Below are 18,399 nucleotides of genomic sequence, written 5' to 3'. Positions count from 1 at the left end.
TTATCCTCTAATAAATGGATTACTTTGCTTTTCTTCCTTAATGGTCGTCGTCGGACCATGCCCAGGATATACGACGGTGTCTTCTGGTAGGGTATAGATATTCGTCGCGATACTGTTGAGTAGCTGTTGGTGATTTCCTCCTGGCAAATCGGTACGACCGATGCTTCCTTTAAATAATACGTCGCCTCCGATCAGGAAATTGTTGCTCTCACTATACAAGCACAGATGTGCAGGAGAGTGTCCCGGAGCTAATATCAGACGTATGGTTTCTTCACCGATTGTAATCGTATCGTTCTCCGTAAGGAAAGTTTCCGGAATAGGCGATGGCTCATAACGAATACCCATTTGCGGAGCATAATTTTGAACCTGTATAACTAATGGAAGTTCGCCTTCGTGAAATTGTGGGATTAACCCGTAGGTATCCGCCACATATCTATTGCCCAACACATGATCAATATGCCCATGTGTATTGATCAAATAAATAGGTTTTAATTGATTTTCTGTGATGTAATCCGAAAACTGCTTCTCTTCAAGATAATTATGCATACCCGGATCAACGATAATACAATCCTTGTTTTCATCAATGATGAGGTAAGTGTTCTCCTGATAGGGATTAAATACAAAGGTTTTAATTTGCAACATGGTCAAAAATAGAAATTATTTCCATTTTACGCTATGTATTAAATGTTTTATATCCGACTTGATGAAGTCGAGAACGGGTTGGATAGAGTCTAGGTGCGGCTTTTCGTTGAAATATAATGCTCCACGAAGATAATGCCGTGTACTATCGGAAACAAAAAACTGATAATTGGATGCCGTGTTGCCCGCTATTAAATATTGAATTCCATAGACCTGATGGTCCGGAATGCTAATGCGCGATTGGTCGATGGCGGTCGCCTTCGCAGTGTGTTTGAAAGCGAATGTTCGAGCATCTTCCGTTAGTTGTTGGAAATTCGTGATCTTATTTATTGGGAAGTAACTGAGATGTAAAGTCGCATTGAATTGGGGGAAGTAGACATTTTTCCAACAGTCCTTTGCATCCTCATTGGGGTCATCCAACATTTGGGAATATGTGGGTATTTCAATAATAAATGGACAGCCTGTTTGAGCTTCCTGATAGGATTTGGTCGGAAAATCAATCCTATAAAATCCTCGCGGTTTAGGGCTATAATCCTGTCGTTTACATCCCGTTAGAGCTAGGATAAGGAATATGGCGAAGAAGTACCTCATTGGTTCCAGATTTTCCAGTTCTCTTCGGCTTGCAAGATCAGCATTTCCAGACCGTTTTTAATTGCGGCACCACGCTCTTTACCATTTTTCAAGAAAAGTGTCTCTGTAGGATTGTAAATTAGGTCATACAGCAAATGACTATTGCCGATGCCTTCATACGGGATATTCGGACACTGCTCAATATTTGGAGCTGTTCCAACGGGTGAACAGTTGATAATAAGCTTGTGATCGCGAATGGTATCAGTGCTCAAGTCTTCATAAGTAATATGATCTGCCGTTTTTGAGCGGCTAACGATTTGATACGAGATGCCCAATTTTTCCAACGCATAAGCAACAGCTTTTGTTGCTCCTCCATTTCCAAGGATCAATGCGTTCTTGTGCTGTTCTGTCAGTAATGGCGCCAAGGAATTCATAAATCCGATAACATCCGTATTATGGCCGATTAGATAAGGATCTTCTCCTGGCGCTTGAATAATCTGTATACAATTCACCGCGCCAATTGCCGATGCTTCTGGAGAGAGTTCGTCCAAATAGGGGATGACGGCCTGCTTATAGGGAATAGTCACATTAACCCCATAAAAGGCTGAGTCGCCTCTGTATAACGCAGGAAACTCTTCAATAGTAGAAATAGGGTATAGATCATAATCTATACCCTGTATATTTTCATTCTTAAATTTTTCTAAATAATATTTCTTGGAAAAGGAATGTCCCAGCGGATATCCTATTAACCCTAGTTTCTTCATTATTTTTCTGTGAATTTCTTAATGATATCTAAGATTACTTTATTTCCTTGCAACTGCGGTAGATATTCAAATAAGATATGATGTTTCTCCGGGTTGCTGTCTAATGCAAGCTCTAGAAAATTCAGAGCCTCGTTGTATTGCCCTGCTGCGAATAGATAAGCAACGAGACGATAATACAATAACGCTTCGTCAGGGTTACATTTAATAGCTTCAGAGATGACTTCGATGGCCTCGTTCAATTTTGACTGCTCATACAGTAGCGATGAGTAATCCAACCATGCTTCGATGTCCGTACTGTTCAGTTCTACGACTTTCGAATAAGCCTCGATTGACTCGTCAAATTGTTTTAACTTATAACGTGCATCCGCTATGGCAAACCAGTAATCAGGATTTTCATCGTCGATTTCCAATGCTTTTTTGTAGAAATGCAAAGACTCAAAATAACGCTCTTCGAAATCCAGTGTCACTCCAATTCCAAACCATGCATCACTTTGATTAGCATCCAGTTTAACGGCCTTTTTGTAATACTGACGTGCTTCGTCCATGCGTTCCAACTTTTCGTAGCATTCGCCGATTGCGCAATACGTGTCTGCAGTAGGAGGTTCATACTCAAAGGTTTGCTTGTACACTTCGATAGCTTCATGATATCGATCAAGATTAACCAATGCATTCCCTTTATTGAAATAAGCGGATGAGAAATTATCCTTAATTAAAATAGAATAATCGTAAGCATCGATGGCCGCATCAAATTGCTCTAACTTGTGATAGGCATTTCCCAAGTTGTACCAAGCCGTAAATGAATAGGGGTCCGAATCGATGTATTTGTTGTAAAACGCAACGCTTTCTTCCTGCTTCTCTAAGACATCATAACAAAATGCGATTTCATATAGCGCATCTTGGTTTTCATGATTCAATGCTAGACATTTTTGAAGATAATCAATAGCTTTTTGATAAGATCCTTGCATTTGGTATAAACCTGCAATCTGATAATAGATCTCATCAGGACTATCGCTTAATTCCAGCGCTTTAAAAAAATTCTCTTCAGCAAGACTATGATCTTGTAAAGATGACAGAATCGTTCCTCTAATTAAATAGATGTCTGACTCTGATGGTTCCAATAATTCTGCCTTGGATAGTGCTTCCAACGCCGGTTCGAATTGCATCGTACTGGCCAGCAACTGTGCTTTTTTCAGTAAGAACATCGTTTCGAACGGATGTTGTGCGGCAGCAAATTCTACTACTTGTAGGGCTTTTATTGGATCATTTTTAGTGATATAATAGTCGATGATGCTTTCAAATGCTTTTGCGTCGAAAAAATATTGGTCCTCATTCCGCAGCATTTCTTCATAACGATCAACAGAAATCTTTTGCTCTTCTGGTGATCCAAATTCAAAATCTTCTTCCATTATACTCCTCTCTTTATATTATTCAACCAATTACCACTAATCTATGATGAAAATAATGTTTTTTAACATCAATGATTTAATTTATTTTCAACATATCCACATACATTGGACTTAATTAGCTAGCAAAGGTAATCTTATAATTGTTAAATGTGTGTAAAATAGAAAAGCCGATCCAAAAGGATCGGCTTTCTTTATCGTCTAATAATTGTTATTAACAATTATTTTTTGATCTCAACACGACGGTTTTGAACACGACCTTCTTCAGTATCATTTGATGCTACTGGGTTAGACTCGCCTTTTCCGTTAGCCGAAATGCTTGATGCAGATACTCCAGCGTTTACTAAGTATTGTTTTACTGCATTAGCACGGTCTTTAGATAAGTTCAAGTTGTAAGCTTCAGTACCTTCTGCAGATGCATAACCATCTAAAGTTACAGATGCGTTGTTGTCACGCAATTCTTTAGCTAATTTATCTAAAGTTGAGTAAGATTCAGTTTTTAATACTGAGCTATCAAATTCGAATTGAATTGGAGCGTAGTAACCTGAACCAGTCTCAGTTAATTGTTGTGCTTCTGGGAATTTGATTGGACATCCTGAACCATCAACTACAGTACCTGCAGGAGTTCCTGGACATTTGTCAAATTTATCAGATACACCGTCACCGTCAGAGTCTTTGCTTAATTGATCAACAGTACCTTCTAAAGTAGATACGCGTTGTTTCAATGCTTCAACTTCGTTACGTAATGAAGGATCTTTTAACTCATCATATAAAGTAGCAACTGGGTTTGTGAAAGTTAAGCTTTCTTTATCACGTGAACCTAGAGTGAACTCTAAACCACCGTATACGTTAGAGAATTTACCTTTGTAGTCAGATCTAGCTGGTCCGTACAATAAGTTATCATCAGTGAAGTTCATTGTGTAACCTAAGTTCAAGGCAACAACTTCAGATAATTTAAATTTAACACCAACACCAACTGGGATAAATCCTGTTAAACGGTTGTCACGATCTCCAGTAGCTTCACGATCTCCGAAGATTTCTTCACCCCATTGTCCTTCTTTGTTGAAAACTTCAGTACCTGTGAAGTCATTGTTAGCAAATTGAACTGGGTTATGAGCCATAACACCTAAACCAACTTTAGCGTAGAAATTAACAGCGTTTTCTCTTCTCATGAAGTCGATAGTACCTAATTGGAATACACCATTTAAGCTAGCTGCCCAGTTAACTGAAGTTTCAGCAGATTTTGCTAATAAACTGTTCTCAACACCACCGTTAGGCGCTAATTCATGGTTGTAAGTTTTGATACGACCACGGTTACCTTCTAACTCTAAACCGAATAAGTGAGAGAATTGTTTACGGATAGTTAAACCATAGTACTCACCTACTTTATTTTGGAAGTAACCAACTTTTTGACCAAACGCGTTAGAACCGCCTAAGATTGTGTTAGGAGTAGTGATACCACCTTGAACACCGATTGACCAAGTTCTGTATTGTGATCTACCACCAAATACAGTTGGGGTTTGTGCTTGTGCAGTCTCTGCGAAACCTAAAGCGGCTACTAAAGAAGCTGCAACAGCTGTTTTTTTAATTGTAGAATAGTTCATACTCTTTTTTTTAAGGTTATTAAAATTTTTAATTGTTTCTAGTTGTAAAATCAATTTAACAAAACTTAACAATAACGATGCCAAAAAATGTTAACTTGGTAAAACCTTGATTTTATACACTTAAAACCTCAGTTTTGACGCGTAAAAATACTTATAAACTACTTATCACGCAAATTTTTTGTTAATTCTTTATTATTTAACAATAAAATAGGATGTGATGTAGGGAATTTACTACAGAATGTAATGAATAATTGCTAGCGTAAGTCCCCCTAATAGCGCACTGACAGGGATTGTTAAAATCCAAGCCCATAGTAAACTGATGGTTACACCCCAGCGAACCGCCGATACGCGCTTCACGACACCAACCCCGATAATGGATCCTGTAATGGTATGTGTAGTAGATGCAGGGATACCAAAATGCTCGGTGATACCCAATGTAATTGCACCAGCAGTCTCAGCACTCACACCTTCTAGTGGAGTTACCTTCGTAATTTTAGTACCCATCGTTTTTACGATCTTCCAACCACCACTCATCGTTCCGGCTGCAATAGCAGCATAACAAGCAAGTGGAACCCATCCTGGCATAGCCTCGAAATTCGGGATAACGTTCTCCGCGATCAACGCCGTAGCGATGATACCCATTACTTTCTGTGCATCATTACCACCGTGAGCAAAACTTAAGCCCGCAGATGAAATCAATTGTAAGATCTTAAACCATTTCTCAGCAATGCTAGGACGTGACTTCTTACAGATATTGATGATAAGTAGGGTGATGATAATCGCGATCGTCATACCGATAATTGGTGCAAGGACGATAAAAGATAAAATCTTTAGTGTCGCATTTAAATTGATAGCATCAATTGGATTTGTACCCATAAATAAAGCGTATGCCATACCGGAACCAGCGAAACCACCAATTAATGTGTGACTCGAGCTAGAAGGAATACCATAATACCAAGTAAATAAATTCCAAGAGATGGCAGCGACTAATCCCGCAAAGATGACTTCGAGGGTGATATATTCTTCAATGACCGTCTTGGCAATAGTATTGGCGACTTTATGGTCAGTGAAAACGAAATATGCTACGAAGTTGAACAAGGCTGCCCATAATACCGCCATAAATGGCGTTAATACTTTCGTAGAAACGATCGTGGCAATTGAATTGGCGGCATCGTGGAATCCATTGATATAATCAAAGGCAATCGCCAAAACAACAACAACAATCAATAATGTTGAAATTGAATCCATATGTTATAATATGTGTTGGGAAGAACCGCGATTACGCGTTCTTAACTAATATACTTTCCAATACGTTCGCAACATCCTCACATTTGTCTGTTGCATCTTCCATTGCAGATAATACTTCTTTGTATTTAATCAGGTTAATCGCATCCTTCTCAAACTCGAACAATTCTGCAACCGCTTTATCGAAAATATAATCAGCTTTGTTTTCCACACTATTAATTCGAACACATGAATCGGTGATGTTACGAATATTCTTAAGATCCTTAAGTTCAAATAAGGCCTTAGCAACGTGCTCCGTAGCCTCAAGAATTAAACTAGAAATCTCTTTCATCGGCTCGCTAGTCTCAATCACTTTGTACAATTCCATACGGTTTGACGCGCCATGGATAAAGTCAGCAACATCATCTAGGGAGCTTGCTAATGCGTGAATATCTTCTCTATCAAATGGGGTGATAAAGTTTTTACCTAATTCTAGGTGGATCTGGTGGGTTAGGTTATCGCCTTTATGTTCCAAATCTTCCAACAATTTTGAATTGTTCTTTCTCAATTGTAAATCAGATGTATGAACACTTTCCTTCAAGAGTTTGGCCATCTCGATTAAATTTGAGCCAGCTTGCTCAAATAACGGAAAGAATTTTTTGTCCTTAGGGACAAAATACTGAAAAATGCTGTTCAAAGACATATACTTTTAATTTTAGTAGCGCAAAAATATGGACTTAATGTTAAGTTAATGTTAAGTTTTCTGCAACAGCTCTTTCTTAGGCCTTTTCTAAGGTAAATGAAAACGTCGTTCCGATCCCTTCTGTACTCCGAACATGCACGTTTTGTTGGTGGGCTTCAATAATATGTTTAACAATCGCAAGACCTAGTCCCGACCCTCCAATATCGCGCGAACGGCTCTTATCTGTCCGGAAAAAACGCTCAAACACACGAGAAAGGTTCTTTTCTTCGATGCCTTGACCGTTGTCGGTTATCTCGATAAGTATCTGATCGATCAGGGGAATAGTACTAATCTGTGTCTTGCCCCCCTTCGTCCCGTACTTGATGGAGTTGTCAATTAAATTTACTAAAACTTGCTGAATTTTTTTTCGGTCCGCTTTCACCAAGATCGGATGATTGTTCTTCGGAAGGAACTTTAGGGAGATGTTATTCTCCAATGCCTTATCTTCTAAATAATCGATCGTTTCCCGTACTAAAGTTTGAATATCGAACTTTTCCTTGCTGACAATGACCTGCCCAGACTCCAATTTTGCAATTTCGTCCAGATCATGAATCAAATAGCTCAATCGGTCTAGATTACGAGCGGCTTTGTTCAGAAAGGAAACCGCCATCTCCGGATTGTCTTCGATCATGCCGTCCTGTAGGGTTTCGATATAGCCTTGAATGGCAAATAGGGGGGTCTTAAATTCATGGGAGATATTGGATAGAAATTCCTTTCTAAACTTTTCCTGTGCTTTAAGCTGATCGATCTCGATCGTCTTTTGTTTCGCCCAATCACGAACTTCCTTCTCCGCATCGCCAATAGGGTCATCCGACTTATGATCTCCTAAGGCATCTTTCAACTCTTTCCCAAGTTTCAGGTTATGTATCAATTTATAGACAGCTTTGATCCGCTCATATACAAATTTCTGAAAGACATAATTCAGAAGTGAGAAGGAAAGTACAAAACTGATGATTGCAATAAAGGCGAAAGTCGGTAAATGACGTTCATAATAATAGTTCATTCCCGCCAGCAAAAGCGAGAATATCAAACTAATAATCAGTATGAGGGTGCGGAAATTCATAATGGACGCACGGATAAATGTTGAATGCTTATTTAAATTTTTGCAAGGACAGACTTTCCAGAAATCACTTGCTCACCTTTCTTTGCCATCAGGACTGCTGAAGAGGGCAAGATTAAATCCACGCGGCAACCAAATTTAATGGAGCCAAGCTCCTGACCTTGCTGGATATCATGTTTATCCGGATCAACATAGAAAACCGGCCCTGCTAACACGCCGCCATGTTGAACTAACGTAACTTCTGCTCCATCTTTACTCTTGATGGTTAAGCCGTTACCCTCATGCGCAATCGCAGCATTAGAAGATGCGGCCTGCTTGCTGTCTACTAAAACCCCTCTACCTGATATTGGAGCTTTAGTTGATCGAATATTTAACGGAGATACAGATATGGATAACTTCACTCTTTTTTCTTCGCCTGCTCCTGTTTGATTCGTTTCTACAATACCACTGATGGTCCCATCAACGGGTGAAAAGACTTGTGAATTGTCCAGCTTGATTGTCCGCACAGGGCTACGGAAGAAAAACAATACAAACAATAGCAGTAATCCAGAGACACAATAGATCAGTCCTTTAACGAAAGCACTTGCATCGTAATAATGCGCAAAGGCGCTAACTAGGAAAAAGAACAACACAACTAACGCTAAACTGGTATACCCTTCTTTATGAAATCTCATATATATGTATTTACGCAAATATATAATCTGCAAATCAACTCTCCTATACTCAGGCTACTTATTACTCTATCTTTTGCTCATTCTCGCGTTCTATCGTGATCGAATGGAACCCAAGCGTTTTATTCTCATCAATCATTATTTTACCATTCACCACTAATTTATCAGCGATATATTCACCCTGCTTAAAAGATGCCGGATAATACTCCATGGAGGAAACAACCTGCTCAAAAGCATTCGCTAACTCTTCATTTGAGGCGAATGGATTGTCGATTATCTTGATTTTCCGCTTTACGCCATCCTTAGACAAATCAACCTCATAGCTGAAACTTAATTCGTTCAAAGCAGGAAATTGAATGTTCGAAAAAGAATTATTGAAATAATCGATGAGGTAAATAAGGAATCCCGAAAAATCATCATAATTACACTGCTTAGAAATAATGGCTTCTGCGCGAGTAAAATCCACCATGGGAATAATCGGAAACCTTTGAGTCTTATAAACCTCGCCAGTAAAATAATCTTCAGCGCGAACCAATCGATTATTCTGATAGTTTTCAACCGCTGCTAATTCGCTTCTTTTGTCATTTTCATAGAAAATGCTCCATAAGCCATTCGGGAGACCAGCTTTGAATTTCCCTTTAAAGCGGATAAATGGAAAACCATAAGGATTATATCCGGGATAGGGGACACGAAAATTATAACTTCCGTCGCCATCTTTCACACGCTGCACGCCGCGTTGGTCATAGTAATGAACCATCTTTGAACCCGTACTACTATAATTTACCGTCATCAAAGGCTTTCCATCGGGATAGAAATATTCCCAATCCCCTTGCGGTACATTATTAACAAAAGTTGCACGCCATTTGATCTGCATATTCGGATGATAGGCTGTAAAAAGACCCTCTTTGCGGCCATCTACATAGGAGCCTTCCAGCATGCGGTGCCCGTTGGGATAATAATCAACAAGCTTACCAACGAATTTACTCGTACGCACGTCAAAATCAGCGACACGCTCAATCGCTTTAAATTCACAATTCTTATCAACAAGATAATAGTTCATGTCGTAGTAGAAACGAATGAGACTATCAGCCGTGCGTTCAAAATAAACAGACTTTGCCTCTTGAGCAGTAGCTAATATGCCCTGAATTGTAAATAATAAAGCGAGTAAATATCTCATGAATAAAAATTAGTGTGCCTCTAGCCAGTTACTTCCCTGGCCGATTTCAATTTCAATTGGAACATTTAATTTCATCGCGTTTTTCATTCGATTAGCGATTATTTCTTTAAACTGTTCAACCTCATGTTCAGGAACATCAAAAACAAGCTCATCATGCACCTGCATAATCATCTTGCCTGCTAAACCCTGTTCTTCAATATCCTTTTGAATATTGATCATCGCTATCTTGATCAAATCAGCAGCCGAACCTTGGATCGGTGCATTGATCGCGTTTCGCTCCGCAAACCCTCGAACGGTCATATTCGCTGAGTTGATATCGCGTAGATATCGTCTGCGTTTTAACAAGGTCTCCACATAGCCGCGCTCCTTTGCGAATTCGATAATATCACCCATATACTTACGGATGCCCGTGTACTGTGCAAAATACTGATCGATAATTGCTGCAGCTTCCTTTCTAGGGATACCCAAACTTTGCGATAGACCAAATGCCGATTGTCCATAGATTATCCCAAAATTCACAGCCTTCGCATTTCTACGCATATCCGAGGTCACCTCCTCAAGTTCTACGCCATAAACTCTCGCCGCCGTGGCACGGTGAATGTCCAATCCCTGCTGGAAAGCGTCCAACATATTTTCGTCCTGACTTAATTCCGCGATCAATCGTAGCTCAATCTGCGAATAATCGGCAGAGAGTAAAGTCCAACCCGCCTGGCGCGGAATGAAAGCCTTGCGCACTTCGCGGCCTCGCTCGGTACGAATAGGAATATTTTGTAAGTTCGGATTCGTCGAACTTAAACGACCGGTTGCTGCAACAGCCTGATTATAGGAGGTGTGGATTAACCCTGTTGCAGGATTGACCAAGCTTGGAAGCGCATCAACATAAGTCGATTTCAACTTCTGCAACTGTCGGTAATCTAAAATATCTTTAACAATGTCCGACTTATTGGCTAAAGCCAATAAAACATCCTCACCGGTTTTATACTGACCTGTTTTTGTCTTTTTTGCTTTCGGATCTAATTGTAGTTTGTCAAAAAGAACTTCCCCCAGCTGCTTTGGCGAGGCAATATTAAATACCACACCTGCTTTTTCATAAATAGTTGATTCCAGCTTCGAAACCTCAGCCTCAATATCAACCGAAAACTGTCTTAGCGTCTGTTCATCAATCTTAACCCCATTCTTTTCAATCTCCGCTAATACATAGACCAATGGAAACTCTACTTCTTCTGCAAGCTTCAGCGTCTCTGTAGAACTTAGTAAGGGTTGAAACACTTCTTTCAGCTGTAAAGTAATATCCGCGTCCTCGCCAGCGTACTCCTTGATCTTCTCCAATTCCACATCACGCATATTTCCTTGGTTCTTACCCTTTGCACCAATCAACTCGGTTATAGAAACTGGTGTATATTTCAAATAGGTCTCTGCAAGGAGATCCATATTGTGGCGGGTGTCCGGATCGATCAAATAATGCGCAAGCATCGTGTCGAATAACGGTCCAGCCACACGAACATTATAACGCGCAAGGATCAATAGGTCGTACTTCAAATTCTGACCTATCTTTTGAACAGATTTGTTCTCCAATGCTGGCTTAAACAAATCAACTGTAGCTTGCGCCTCCTCACGATTCGCCGATACGGGCACATAATACGCCTCAAAAGGCGTAATAGAAAACGACATACCCACTAGTTCGGCGGTCATTGCATCTAATCCCGTCGATTCCGTGTCAAAACAAAAAGACTCCGCCAAATTCAGTTTCTCGGCAAGTTCCTTTTGTTGATCGGGTTGGTCCAATAACTTATAGTGATGCTGAGTCGTTGAAATCGTATTCAATGTAGTCGGAACCTCATCAGCAATAGCTTGACTTGGCGAACGCTCATTGTCTGGTAGTGGAGCGAACAAATCCATCTGCGCCGACTTGGAAACAGGCGATTCGCCAATCGAGAAATCATCACCAAAAACGCGCTTGCCTAGGGTTCTAAACTCCAGTTCAGCAAACAAAGACTCCAATACCTCACGATTCGGATCCTCTAACTCCAATGCTTTCTCATCCAGATCTACCGGCACATCCAATAAAATTGTCGCCAGTTTCTTAGAAATTAAGCCCTGTTCGGCAAAATTTTCCACGTTTTCTTTCAACTTCCCTTTCAGCTTATCTGTGCTCTGTATCAGATTTTCAATCGACCCGAATTCCTGGATCAGCTTCTTAGCCGTTTTTTCTCCAACACCGGGAATACCTGGGATATTATCCACAGCATCGCCCCAAAGTCCTAAAATATCAATAACCTCATGCACATTGTTGATTTCCCATTTCTCCAAAATCTCGGGAACACCCAACACTTCTGCACCATTCCCCATGCGGGCAGGTTTATAAATAAAGATATTATCAGATACCAATTGTCCGAAATCCTTATCCGGGGTCATGCAATAAACGGTGAATCCTGCTTGCTCTCCTTTTTTTGCAAGCGTACCGATTATATCGTCGGCCTCGAAACCATCCATCGAAATAATCGGGATATTGAATCCCTCGATTAATCGATTGATGTAAGGAATTGATGCAGCAAGATCTTCAGGCATCTGCTCACGTTGTGCCTTATAGCTCTCAAATTCAATATGTCTGTTTGTAGGAGCTGATGTATCAAAGACAACAGCAATGTGGGTAGGCTTCTGGTTTTTTAAAACATCCAATAAGGTGTTTGTAAAACCCATAATAGCACCCGTATTCAACCCATATGACGTTAATCGAGGTGTTTTGCTCAATGCAAAATACGCACGGTATATTAATGCCATTCCATCTAAAAGGAATAATTTCTTCAAAATCGTTTTTTATTAATGCGCTAACAACAAAGTTAACAAATTCAAATAGACGTAAAGATTAATAAATTTTTTCCATTTTTGCGTAGAATAATGACAGATTTAACAGGAAAGAGGGATTTTGTATGCGCGGTTTAGTAACTAAATCTACAGGTAGTTGGTATCAGGTTCTTGGACCCGACAATGTTCGCTATGAATGTAGAATCAAAGGGAAGTTTAGAACACATGGTATCAAAAGCACCAACCCTGTTGCCGTCGGCGATTGGGTGGAGTTTGAACTGGAACCCGGTCAGCAGAACGGCGTAATCAATGAATTGGAACCTCGGAAAAATTACATCATCCGAAAATCTGTCAACCTATCCAAACAAACCCAGATTATTGGTGCAAACCTGGATCAGGCAATACTCGTCGTTACACTCGCTTCACCAGCGACATCCACCGGATTTATCGACCGGTTTTTGGTTACCGCAGAAGCATATAGCATACCTGCAGTCTTGATATTCAATAAGCTCGACCTTTTTAGTGATGAAGGATTGGAGCTATTGGCAGAATTTATGGCACTTTATGAGCAGCTTGGTTATCCCTGCTATGCTGTATCGGCATTGGAGGGCGAGCATATTGAAGAAGTCAGAGCCTTGTTAAAAGATAAAACGACCTTGGTTTCCGGCCACTCGGGCGTAGGAAAATCAACCTTAGTCAATGCTGTGGTTCCGGAAGCGGATCTGAAAACCGGAGAAATATCCGACTGGTCCGATAAAGGTAAGCATACAACAACCTTCGCCGAGATGATCGATCTTCCATTTGGAGGCAAATTAATCGATACCCCAGGAATTCGTGAGCTCGGAATAGTCGATATAGAACCTCAGGAATTGTCACATTTCTTCCCTGAAATGCGAGCCCTTCTCAATCAATGTAAGTTCCATAATTGCAGGCACATAAACGAGCCGGGTTGTGCCGTACTGCAGGCTGTAGAAGCCGGAGAAATTGAACCATCGCGTTACGATAGCTATATCAGTATCTATAACAACGAAAATAATCGCAACTAACTAAACATATTTACTATATTATTGTTTCTGCTAAAGGATATTATGGCAAAAACCGTATAGAAAATTATGAAACCAGTTTGGAAATGGATAATTGGAGTGCTGCTTGGGCTTATACTGCTAGTATTGGGCGTTGCCTGGTATTATAGTAGAAATTGGAAACCCATTGTAGAGACAAAACTCAAAGAAACTGTTGCAAATGCGACAAATGGCCTATATTCTCTACGCTATGACGATCTGGATCTGAATGTTGCGTTAGGAAATGTAACACTAAAAAATGCGGAATTGGTTCCCGATTCTGCAGTATACAGGCAGATGGTGGCGAATAAACTTGCGCCAAACAGCCGATACCATATAAAGTTGGCCGCATTAAAAGTAAGAAGCTTCAATCTTTGGGATGTCATAAAGAATAGAACCCTATTTATCAAGACCATCAACTTTGAATCCCCGGATATTCACATGATACAGGAGTATCATGCCTATAACGATACGATCGTCGATAAAAAATCAAAAACGCTTTACGACAATATCAAAGATGTCTTCAGCGCGATCAATGTAAGAGATATCAAAATCGAAAACGTCAAGTTTAAATTTTCTAAGATCGAAGAAGGAAAGTCAAGCGACATCGTTTTGGATAGTATTGGCATTAATGTACATGACGTATTAGTAGACGAAACCTCGATAGACGACTCTACGCGCCTGTTTTATACCAAAATGGTGGAAATTGATGTGCCCGGTTTTACCTACGATCTATCTAACGGAATTTACAAAGCGAAATTTGACCGCTTGAAGATCAATACCCAGGAAGAAAATGTCCTGCTAACGAAAGTAGAGTACTCGCCGAAGATGAGTAAAGCAGCCTACTTTAAAACAAGAGGGCAAAATGTAACGATGGCGGTCATGAAATTTGATACGCTTCGTTTCGAAAAGCTCAATTTCAAACAGCTTATCGATGATCAGCAGACGATCGCTGAGCATGTGCAGATTAAAAACGGATCCGTATCATTGTATAATGATAAGCGATATCCAAAGAAGAGCGTTTCGAAAATTGGAAGTTCGCCGCATCAGCAACTCATGAAAGTGCAGAAGCTGATCCGTATAGACACGGTTTTCGTGGATAATATCGATGTTCTTTATGGTGAGCACAGTGCAAAATTTAACAGAGAAGGGGTGATCACCTTTAACAACGCTCGGGGAACAATCACCAATCTGACCAACGATAGCCTGCATCTGAAACAGCAAAAGCAGATGAAGGCTAATCTTTCAGCAAAAATCATGAACGCAGGAAATCTGAACGTCCAGTTTGGTTTCGACATGTTAAGCAAAGATGGTGCACACACCTATAAAGGTACATTAGGGCCGATGCAGGCTCCTGCTTTCAATAAAATCTTAAAACCGCTACTGAATGTGGAAATCGCATCCGGCAATATTCGCAAGGTTAGTTTTAACATGTCAGCGAACGATTACCGTAATTGGGGCGACTTTAGATTCGATTACGACCATCTTAAGATCAGCTTATTAAATAAACCGGGTTCTGACAACGAGAAAAAAGGTATCGCCTCATTCTTAGTCAATCAGATACTCATCAACGATAGTAATCCGGATGCCAACGAAAAGTATCATATCGGAAAAGTAAACTACCGTCGCGTACCTGAACATACCTTCTTTAAAACGCTTTGGCAAAGCTTGCTGGAAGGTATAAAACAATGTGCCGGAATAAGCAAAGAACGCGAGGCGAAATTAATGGGAACAGCTGAAGGAGCGAAGAATATTGTCGACGAATCCAAAAATGTGATCAAGAAAACAGGAAATTTCTTTAAAGGAATCTTCAAGAAAAAGGATAAAGACGAGAAAAAAGAGAACTAGTTTCACGTGAAAAGGAAGCCTGTATTTCAATGCTTATTCCTAAGTTTGTAGCGAATGGACTCTATCTTTAGTTTTCTCAGATTCATATTTAGATACCACAACAAAGCGGTCGATCAAGTTCTGTTCTATGTAAGTTTGGTCTGCGCCATTACGATGGTGCTGCACGTAGGCTATATAACGGATGCTGCTCTTGCTGATATCACAAAAGAAATTGTCGTATTCATGTATTACGGTTTGTTTCTATTTGAAGCTATCCGAACTGTATCTTCCATATTGGTAACGAGAAAAATCAATGTTTCACATTACTCCGGCGTCGTCATTACCGCCTATTTTCTCGTCGTAACACTATCCCGGCATTCGGGAGGCCTGATCAGCACATTCGCGAAAGACGAATGGCTGTATATGGGTATAGCCATCATGTTTCTCTCGGAACTCTCCCGAAGCAGCCTTTTTTTCGATAACTTCTATTTCAACCCAACCATACTCTTTGTTGTCAGTTTCTTGGGCCTCATTATCTTAGGCGCTGTATTGCTGATGCTGCCACGAACAACGACGGAAGCACCATTAAGTTTTATCGATGCATTTTTCATGGCGACAAGTGCCGTCTGTATAACGGGGCTGTCGGTGACAGATATTTCTACTAACTTCTCACTATTTGGACAGGCCGTTGTAATGGCGCTCATCCAGGTCGGCGGGTTAGGAATCATGACTTTTACGGGCTTCTTTGGCTATTTCTTCTCCGGAGGTTTCTCCTTTAAAAATCAATTGATGTTCGGTGAAATATTGGGTGAAAACAAATTGAATTCGGTCATATCGACCTTAATCACCATCATTTTGATCACCTTCCTCTTTGAGTTTATCGGCGGACTTCTTATCTTTTTCTCCTTAGACCCGAAACTCTTTGACAGCTTAGGCGAACGTGTTTTCTTTGCCGCTTTCCATGCCATCTCCGGATTCTGTAACTCCGGGTTCACCATTATTAAGGAAGGCGTGAACAATCAGGATTACCGTTTCAACTATAATTTTCAGCTCGCAGTTTCCTCAATGTTTATCATCGGAAGCCTTGGCTTTGGTACAATATTCAACTTCTATACCCTGATCAAGACGCGTATCGATGCGCTGATCTGCAAATATATCCTGCAGCGAAACTATAAACATAAACCGCAGGTATTCTCATTCAATTCACGTTTTATCGTACTTTGTAATTTAGTTGTTATCGTGTTGGGGACAGTGTCATATTTTCTATTGGAGAAGAGCCACAGCCTTATAGACGATAAAACCATATATGGTGATTGGGTCACTTCGTTATTTATGGCAAATTCCGCGAGATCTGCCGGATTTAATAGCGTCGATCTCAATTTTATCAATATTCCTACCCTCATTATGATCGTTACATTAATGTGGATAGGGGTGTCCCCTGGATCTACCGGGGGCGGTGTGAAAGTTACGACCGTAGCGATTGCTCTGATGAATATTGTCGCACTGGCTAGAGGGAAAGAATCCATCGAAATTTTTAAAAGAAAGATTGCTTCGGAGTCAGTCAATAAATCTTTCGCCATTATCTTATTATCCATATTGACAATCATGCTGAGCTTTGTTCTGCTGAATTTCTCCGATCCAAATCAGCAAATGGTGCCGCTCTTGTTCGAAACCATATCAGCCTACACCACCTGTGGTCTCTCACTCGGGATTACCGCTTCCTTATCAGCTACGAGTAAGATAATCCTGATGCTGACCATGTTTGTTGGCCGTGTAGGTATGTTAACTTTACTGGTAGCCTTTATTAAGAATACGAAGAACAAGAGTTATATTTATCCAACTGAAAAAATTCTGTTTTAATCATGAAATACATCGTACTGGGACTTGGGCATTTTGGAAGATCATTGGCTATTCACCTCACTGAATTAGGTCATGAAGTGATTGCTGCAGACAAGAATTTAAGTATCGTCGAGCAGACAAAAGATCGTATTACCCATACCGTATGTTTAGACTCGACCGATAAGGAAGCCGTTAGCTCGCTGCCCTTGCGCGACAGCAATGCCGTTATTGTTGCGATCGGCGAAGAGGAAGGCGCTAGTTTATTGACGGTTGCTTTGTTGAAGCAACTCAAAGTAAAGCGTATCATCGGACGTATTGTGTCGGATTTGCAGAAAACAGTCCTGGAGGCAATGAATATTGAGGAATATATCATGCCCGAAGAAGAAGCGGCGGAGCGTCTAGCCATGCGCTTGGACAATATTGATATCGTCGATTCCTTCAAGGTCTCCGACAAATACAGCATTATCGAAACCAAAGTTCCACCAAAATACGTCGGCATGACCCTAAAAGATGCCGATTTGACCAATAAGTATAAAGTTATCGTCCTCACCACCGTCCAGGTCGAAACCGGAACCACAGCCGAAGGCTCCACCAAAGTCTTAAAAGAAGCATCCGGAATTGCAAAATCCGACACCGTATTGCGCGAAAATGATCTACTCGTACTCTTCGGCGAACTTTCCAATATCAAGAATTTGATACAGAAAGGCTAGGTTAGTAGTTAGTAGTTAGTATTTAGACCTAGAGCGGACTACAATTGTTCGTTTTTTCTGTCTGAATCAGGAAAGATGTGTTTGGCTTTGACAGGAAGGATGTTTTTGTTTTGGAAGGAAGGGAAGGATGTTTTTGTTTTGAAAGGAATGGAACGTTCGTCTTGAACCAGGAAAAAAAGGATGCAAGGATTGACAGGATTGGGTCTAACTACTAAGTACTAACTACTAAATACTATTGCCGCCCTAGGTCTAATTACTAACTACTAAGTACTAACTACTAACTATTAACTACTCACTACTATA

General features: G+C 40.4%; 15 protein-coding genes. 4 read left to right on the top strand and 11 right to left on the bottom strand.

Going from position 1 to position 18,399, the window contains the following annotated elements; translation table 11 throughout:
* The 11 genes from QYC40_RS17910 to polA form a co-directional block, all read right to left on the bottom strand.
* Nucleotides 1–642 (bottom strand): MBL fold metallo-hydrolase, encoded by a 642-nt coding sequence (locus QYC40_RS17910; RefSeq protein ID WP_301991608.1) that lies wholly within the window; start codon nt 640–642, stop codon nt 1–3.
* A 15-nt stretch (nt 643–657) separates the two neighbouring features.
* Nucleotides 658–1,230, bottom strand: a complete 573-nt coding sequence (locus QYC40_RS17905; RefSeq protein WP_301991607.1) for a gliding motility lipoprotein GldD — start codon at nt 1,228–1,230, stop codon at nt 658–660.
* On the bottom strand, nt 1,227–1,973 hold the full coding sequence (locus QYC40_RS17900) for a shikimate dehydrogenase (protein WP_301991606.1): 747 nt from the start codon (nt 1,971–1,973) through the stop codon (nt 1,227–1,229). The genes QYC40_RS17905 and QYC40_RS17900 overlap by 4 nt, the downstream gene beginning before the upstream one ends.
* Nucleotides 1,973–3,379, bottom strand: a complete 1,407-nt coding sequence (locus tag QYC40_RS17895; protein WP_301991605.1) for a lipopolysaccharide assembly protein LapB — start codon at nt 3,377–3,379, stop codon at nt 1,973–1,975. The genes QYC40_RS17900 and QYC40_RS17895 overlap by 1 nt, the downstream gene beginning before the upstream one ends.
* Nucleotides 3,380–3,597: 218 nt before the next feature.
* Nucleotides 3,598–4,980 (bottom strand): OmpA family protein, encoded by a 1,383-nt coding sequence (locus QYC40_RS17890; protein ID WP_301993717.1) that lies wholly within the window; start codon nt 4,978–4,980, stop codon nt 3,598–3,600.
* Nucleotides 4,981–5,211: 231 nt separating this feature from the next.
* The gene (locus QYC40_RS17885) at nt 5,212–6,228 is read right to left on the bottom strand and encodes an inorganic phosphate transporter (RefSeq protein ID WP_301991604.1); all 1,017 of its coding nucleotides are present in this window, start codon (nt 6,226–6,228) and stop codon (nt 5,212–5,214) included.
* Between the two features lie 31 nt (nt 6,229–6,259).
* Nucleotides 6,260–6,907, bottom strand: a complete 648-nt coding sequence (locus QYC40_RS17880) for a DUF47 domain-containing protein (protein ID WP_301991603.1) — start codon at nt 6,905–6,907, stop codon at nt 6,260–6,262.
* 76 nt (nt 6,908–6,983) lie between these two features.
* Nucleotides 6,984–8,009, bottom strand: coding sequence for a cell wall metabolism sensor histidine kinase WalK (locus QYC40_RS17875; RefSeq protein WP_301991601.1), 1,026 nt, complete (start codon nt 8,007–8,009; stop codon nt 6,984–6,986).
* A gap of 32 nt (nt 8,010–8,041) precedes the next feature.
* Nucleotides 8,042–8,680, bottom strand: a complete 639-nt coding sequence (locus tag QYC40_RS17870; RefSeq protein WP_301991599.1) for a phosphatidylserine decarboxylase — start codon at nt 8,678–8,680, stop codon at nt 8,042–8,044.
* Between the two features lie 61 nt (nt 8,681–8,741).
* Complete coding sequence (locus tag QYC40_RS17865) at nt 8,742–9,854, bottom strand: toxin-antitoxin system YwqK family antitoxin (RefSeq protein ID WP_301991598.1); 1,113 nt, start codon at nt 9,852–9,854, stop codon at nt 8,742–8,744.
* 9 nt (nt 9,855–9,863) lie between these two features.
* Nucleotides 9,864–12,662 carry a DNA polymerase I gene (polA, locus tag QYC40_RS17860; protein WP_301991597.1) on the bottom strand — a complete coding sequence of 933 codons (2,799 nt, stop codon included), beginning with the start codon at nt 12,660–12,662 and terminating at the stop codon, nt 9,864–9,866.
* A 122-nt stretch (nt 12,663–12,784) separates the two neighbouring features.
* Here polA and rsgA point away from each other — a divergent pair, with 122 nt between their 5' ends.
* The 4 genes from rsgA to QYC40_RS17840 all read left to right on the top strand — a co-directional run bounded on the left by rsgA (nt 12,785) and on the right by QYC40_RS17840 (nt 18,096).
* Nucleotides 12,785–13,705 (top strand): ribosome small subunit-dependent GTPase A, encoded by a 921-nt coding sequence (rsgA, locus tag QYC40_RS17855; protein WP_301991596.1) that lies wholly within the window; start codon nt 12,785–12,787, stop codon nt 13,703–13,705.
* Between the two features lie 66 nt (nt 13,706–13,771).
* Entirely contained in the window at nt 13,772–15,568 is a 1,797-nt protein-coding gene (locus tag QYC40_RS17850; protein WP_301991595.1) for a hypothetical protein, read from the top strand.
* A 54-nt stretch (nt 15,569–15,622) separates the two neighbouring features.
* The gene (locus QYC40_RS17845; protein WP_301991593.1) at nt 15,623–17,407 is read left to right on the top strand and encodes a TrkH family potassium uptake protein; all 1,785 of its coding nucleotides are present in this window, start codon (nt 15,623–15,625) and stop codon (nt 17,405–17,407) included.
* 2 nt (nt 17,408–17,409) lie between these two features.
* Nucleotides 17,410–18,096, top strand: a complete 687-nt coding sequence (locus tag QYC40_RS17840) for a TrkA family potassium uptake protein (RefSeq protein ID WP_301991592.1) — start codon at nt 17,410–17,412, stop codon at nt 18,094–18,096.
* Nucleotides 18,097–18,399 lie beyond the last annotated feature (303 nt).

This window comes from Sphingobacterium sp. BN32, assembly GCF_030503615.1.
Lineage (GTDB): Bacteria > Bacteroidota > Bacteroidia > Sphingobacteriales > Sphingobacteriaceae > Sphingobacterium.
This window is presented reverse-complemented; position numbering and strand designations above follow the sequence as displayed.

What these genes read in the sequence shown, in the direction of transcription:
- QYC40_RS17840 (WP_301991592.1), top strand. Translation starts at nt 17,410, where the DNA reads ATGAAATACATCGTACTGGGACTTGGGCATTTTGGAAGATCATTGGCT.
- QYC40_RS17900 (WP_301991606.1), bottom strand. Translation starts at nt 1,973, where the DNA reads ATGAAGAAACTAGGGTTAATAGGATATCCGCTGGGACATTCCTTTTCC.
- QYC40_RS17845 (WP_301991593.1), top strand. Translation starts at nt 15,623, where the DNA reads ATGGACTCTATCTTTAGTTTTCTCAGATTCATATTTAGATACCACAAC.
- QYC40_RS17885 (WP_301991604.1), bottom strand. Translation starts at nt 6,228, where the DNA reads ATGGATTCAATTTCAACATTATTGATTGTTGTTGTTGTTTTGGCGATT.
- rsgA (WP_301991596.1), top strand. Translation starts at nt 12,785, where the DNA reads ATGCGCGGTTTAGTAACTAAATCTACAGGTAGTTGGTATCAGGTTCTT.
- QYC40_RS17865 (WP_301991598.1), bottom strand. Translation starts at nt 9,854, where the DNA reads ATGAGATATTTACTCGCTTTATTATTTACAATTCAGGGCATATTAGCT.
- QYC40_RS17870 (WP_301991599.1), bottom strand. Translation starts at nt 8,680, where the DNA reads ATGAGATTTCATAAAGAAGGGTATACCAGTTTAGCGTTAGTTGTGTTG.
- QYC40_RS17850 (WP_301991595.1), top strand. Translation starts at nt 13,772, where the DNA reads ATGAAACCAGTTTGGAAATGGATAATTGGAGTGCTGCTTGGGCTTATA.
- QYC40_RS17910 (WP_301991608.1), bottom strand. Translation starts at nt 642, where the DNA reads ATGTTGCAAATTAAAACCTTTGTATTTAATCCCTATCAGGAGAACACT.
- QYC40_RS17875 (WP_301991601.1), bottom strand. Translation starts at nt 8,009, where the DNA reads ATGAATTTCCGCACCCTCATACTGATTATTAGTTTGATATTCTCGCTT.
- QYC40_RS17905 (WP_301991607.1), bottom strand. Translation starts at nt 1,230, where the DNA reads ATGAGGTACTTCTTCGCCATATTCCTTATCCTAGCTCTAACGGGATGT.
- QYC40_RS17880 (WP_301991603.1), bottom strand. Translation starts at nt 6,907, where the DNA reads ATGTCTTTGAACAGCATTTTTCAGTATTTTGTCCCTAAGGACAAAAAA.
- QYC40_RS17890 (WP_301993717.1), bottom strand. Translation starts at nt 4,980, where the DNA reads ATGAACTATTCTACAATTAAAAAAACAGCTGTTGCAGCTTCTTTAGTA.
- QYC40_RS17895 (WP_301991605.1), bottom strand. Translation starts at nt 3,379, where the DNA reads ATGGAAGAAGATTTTGAATTTGGATCACCAGAAGAGCAAAAGATTTCT.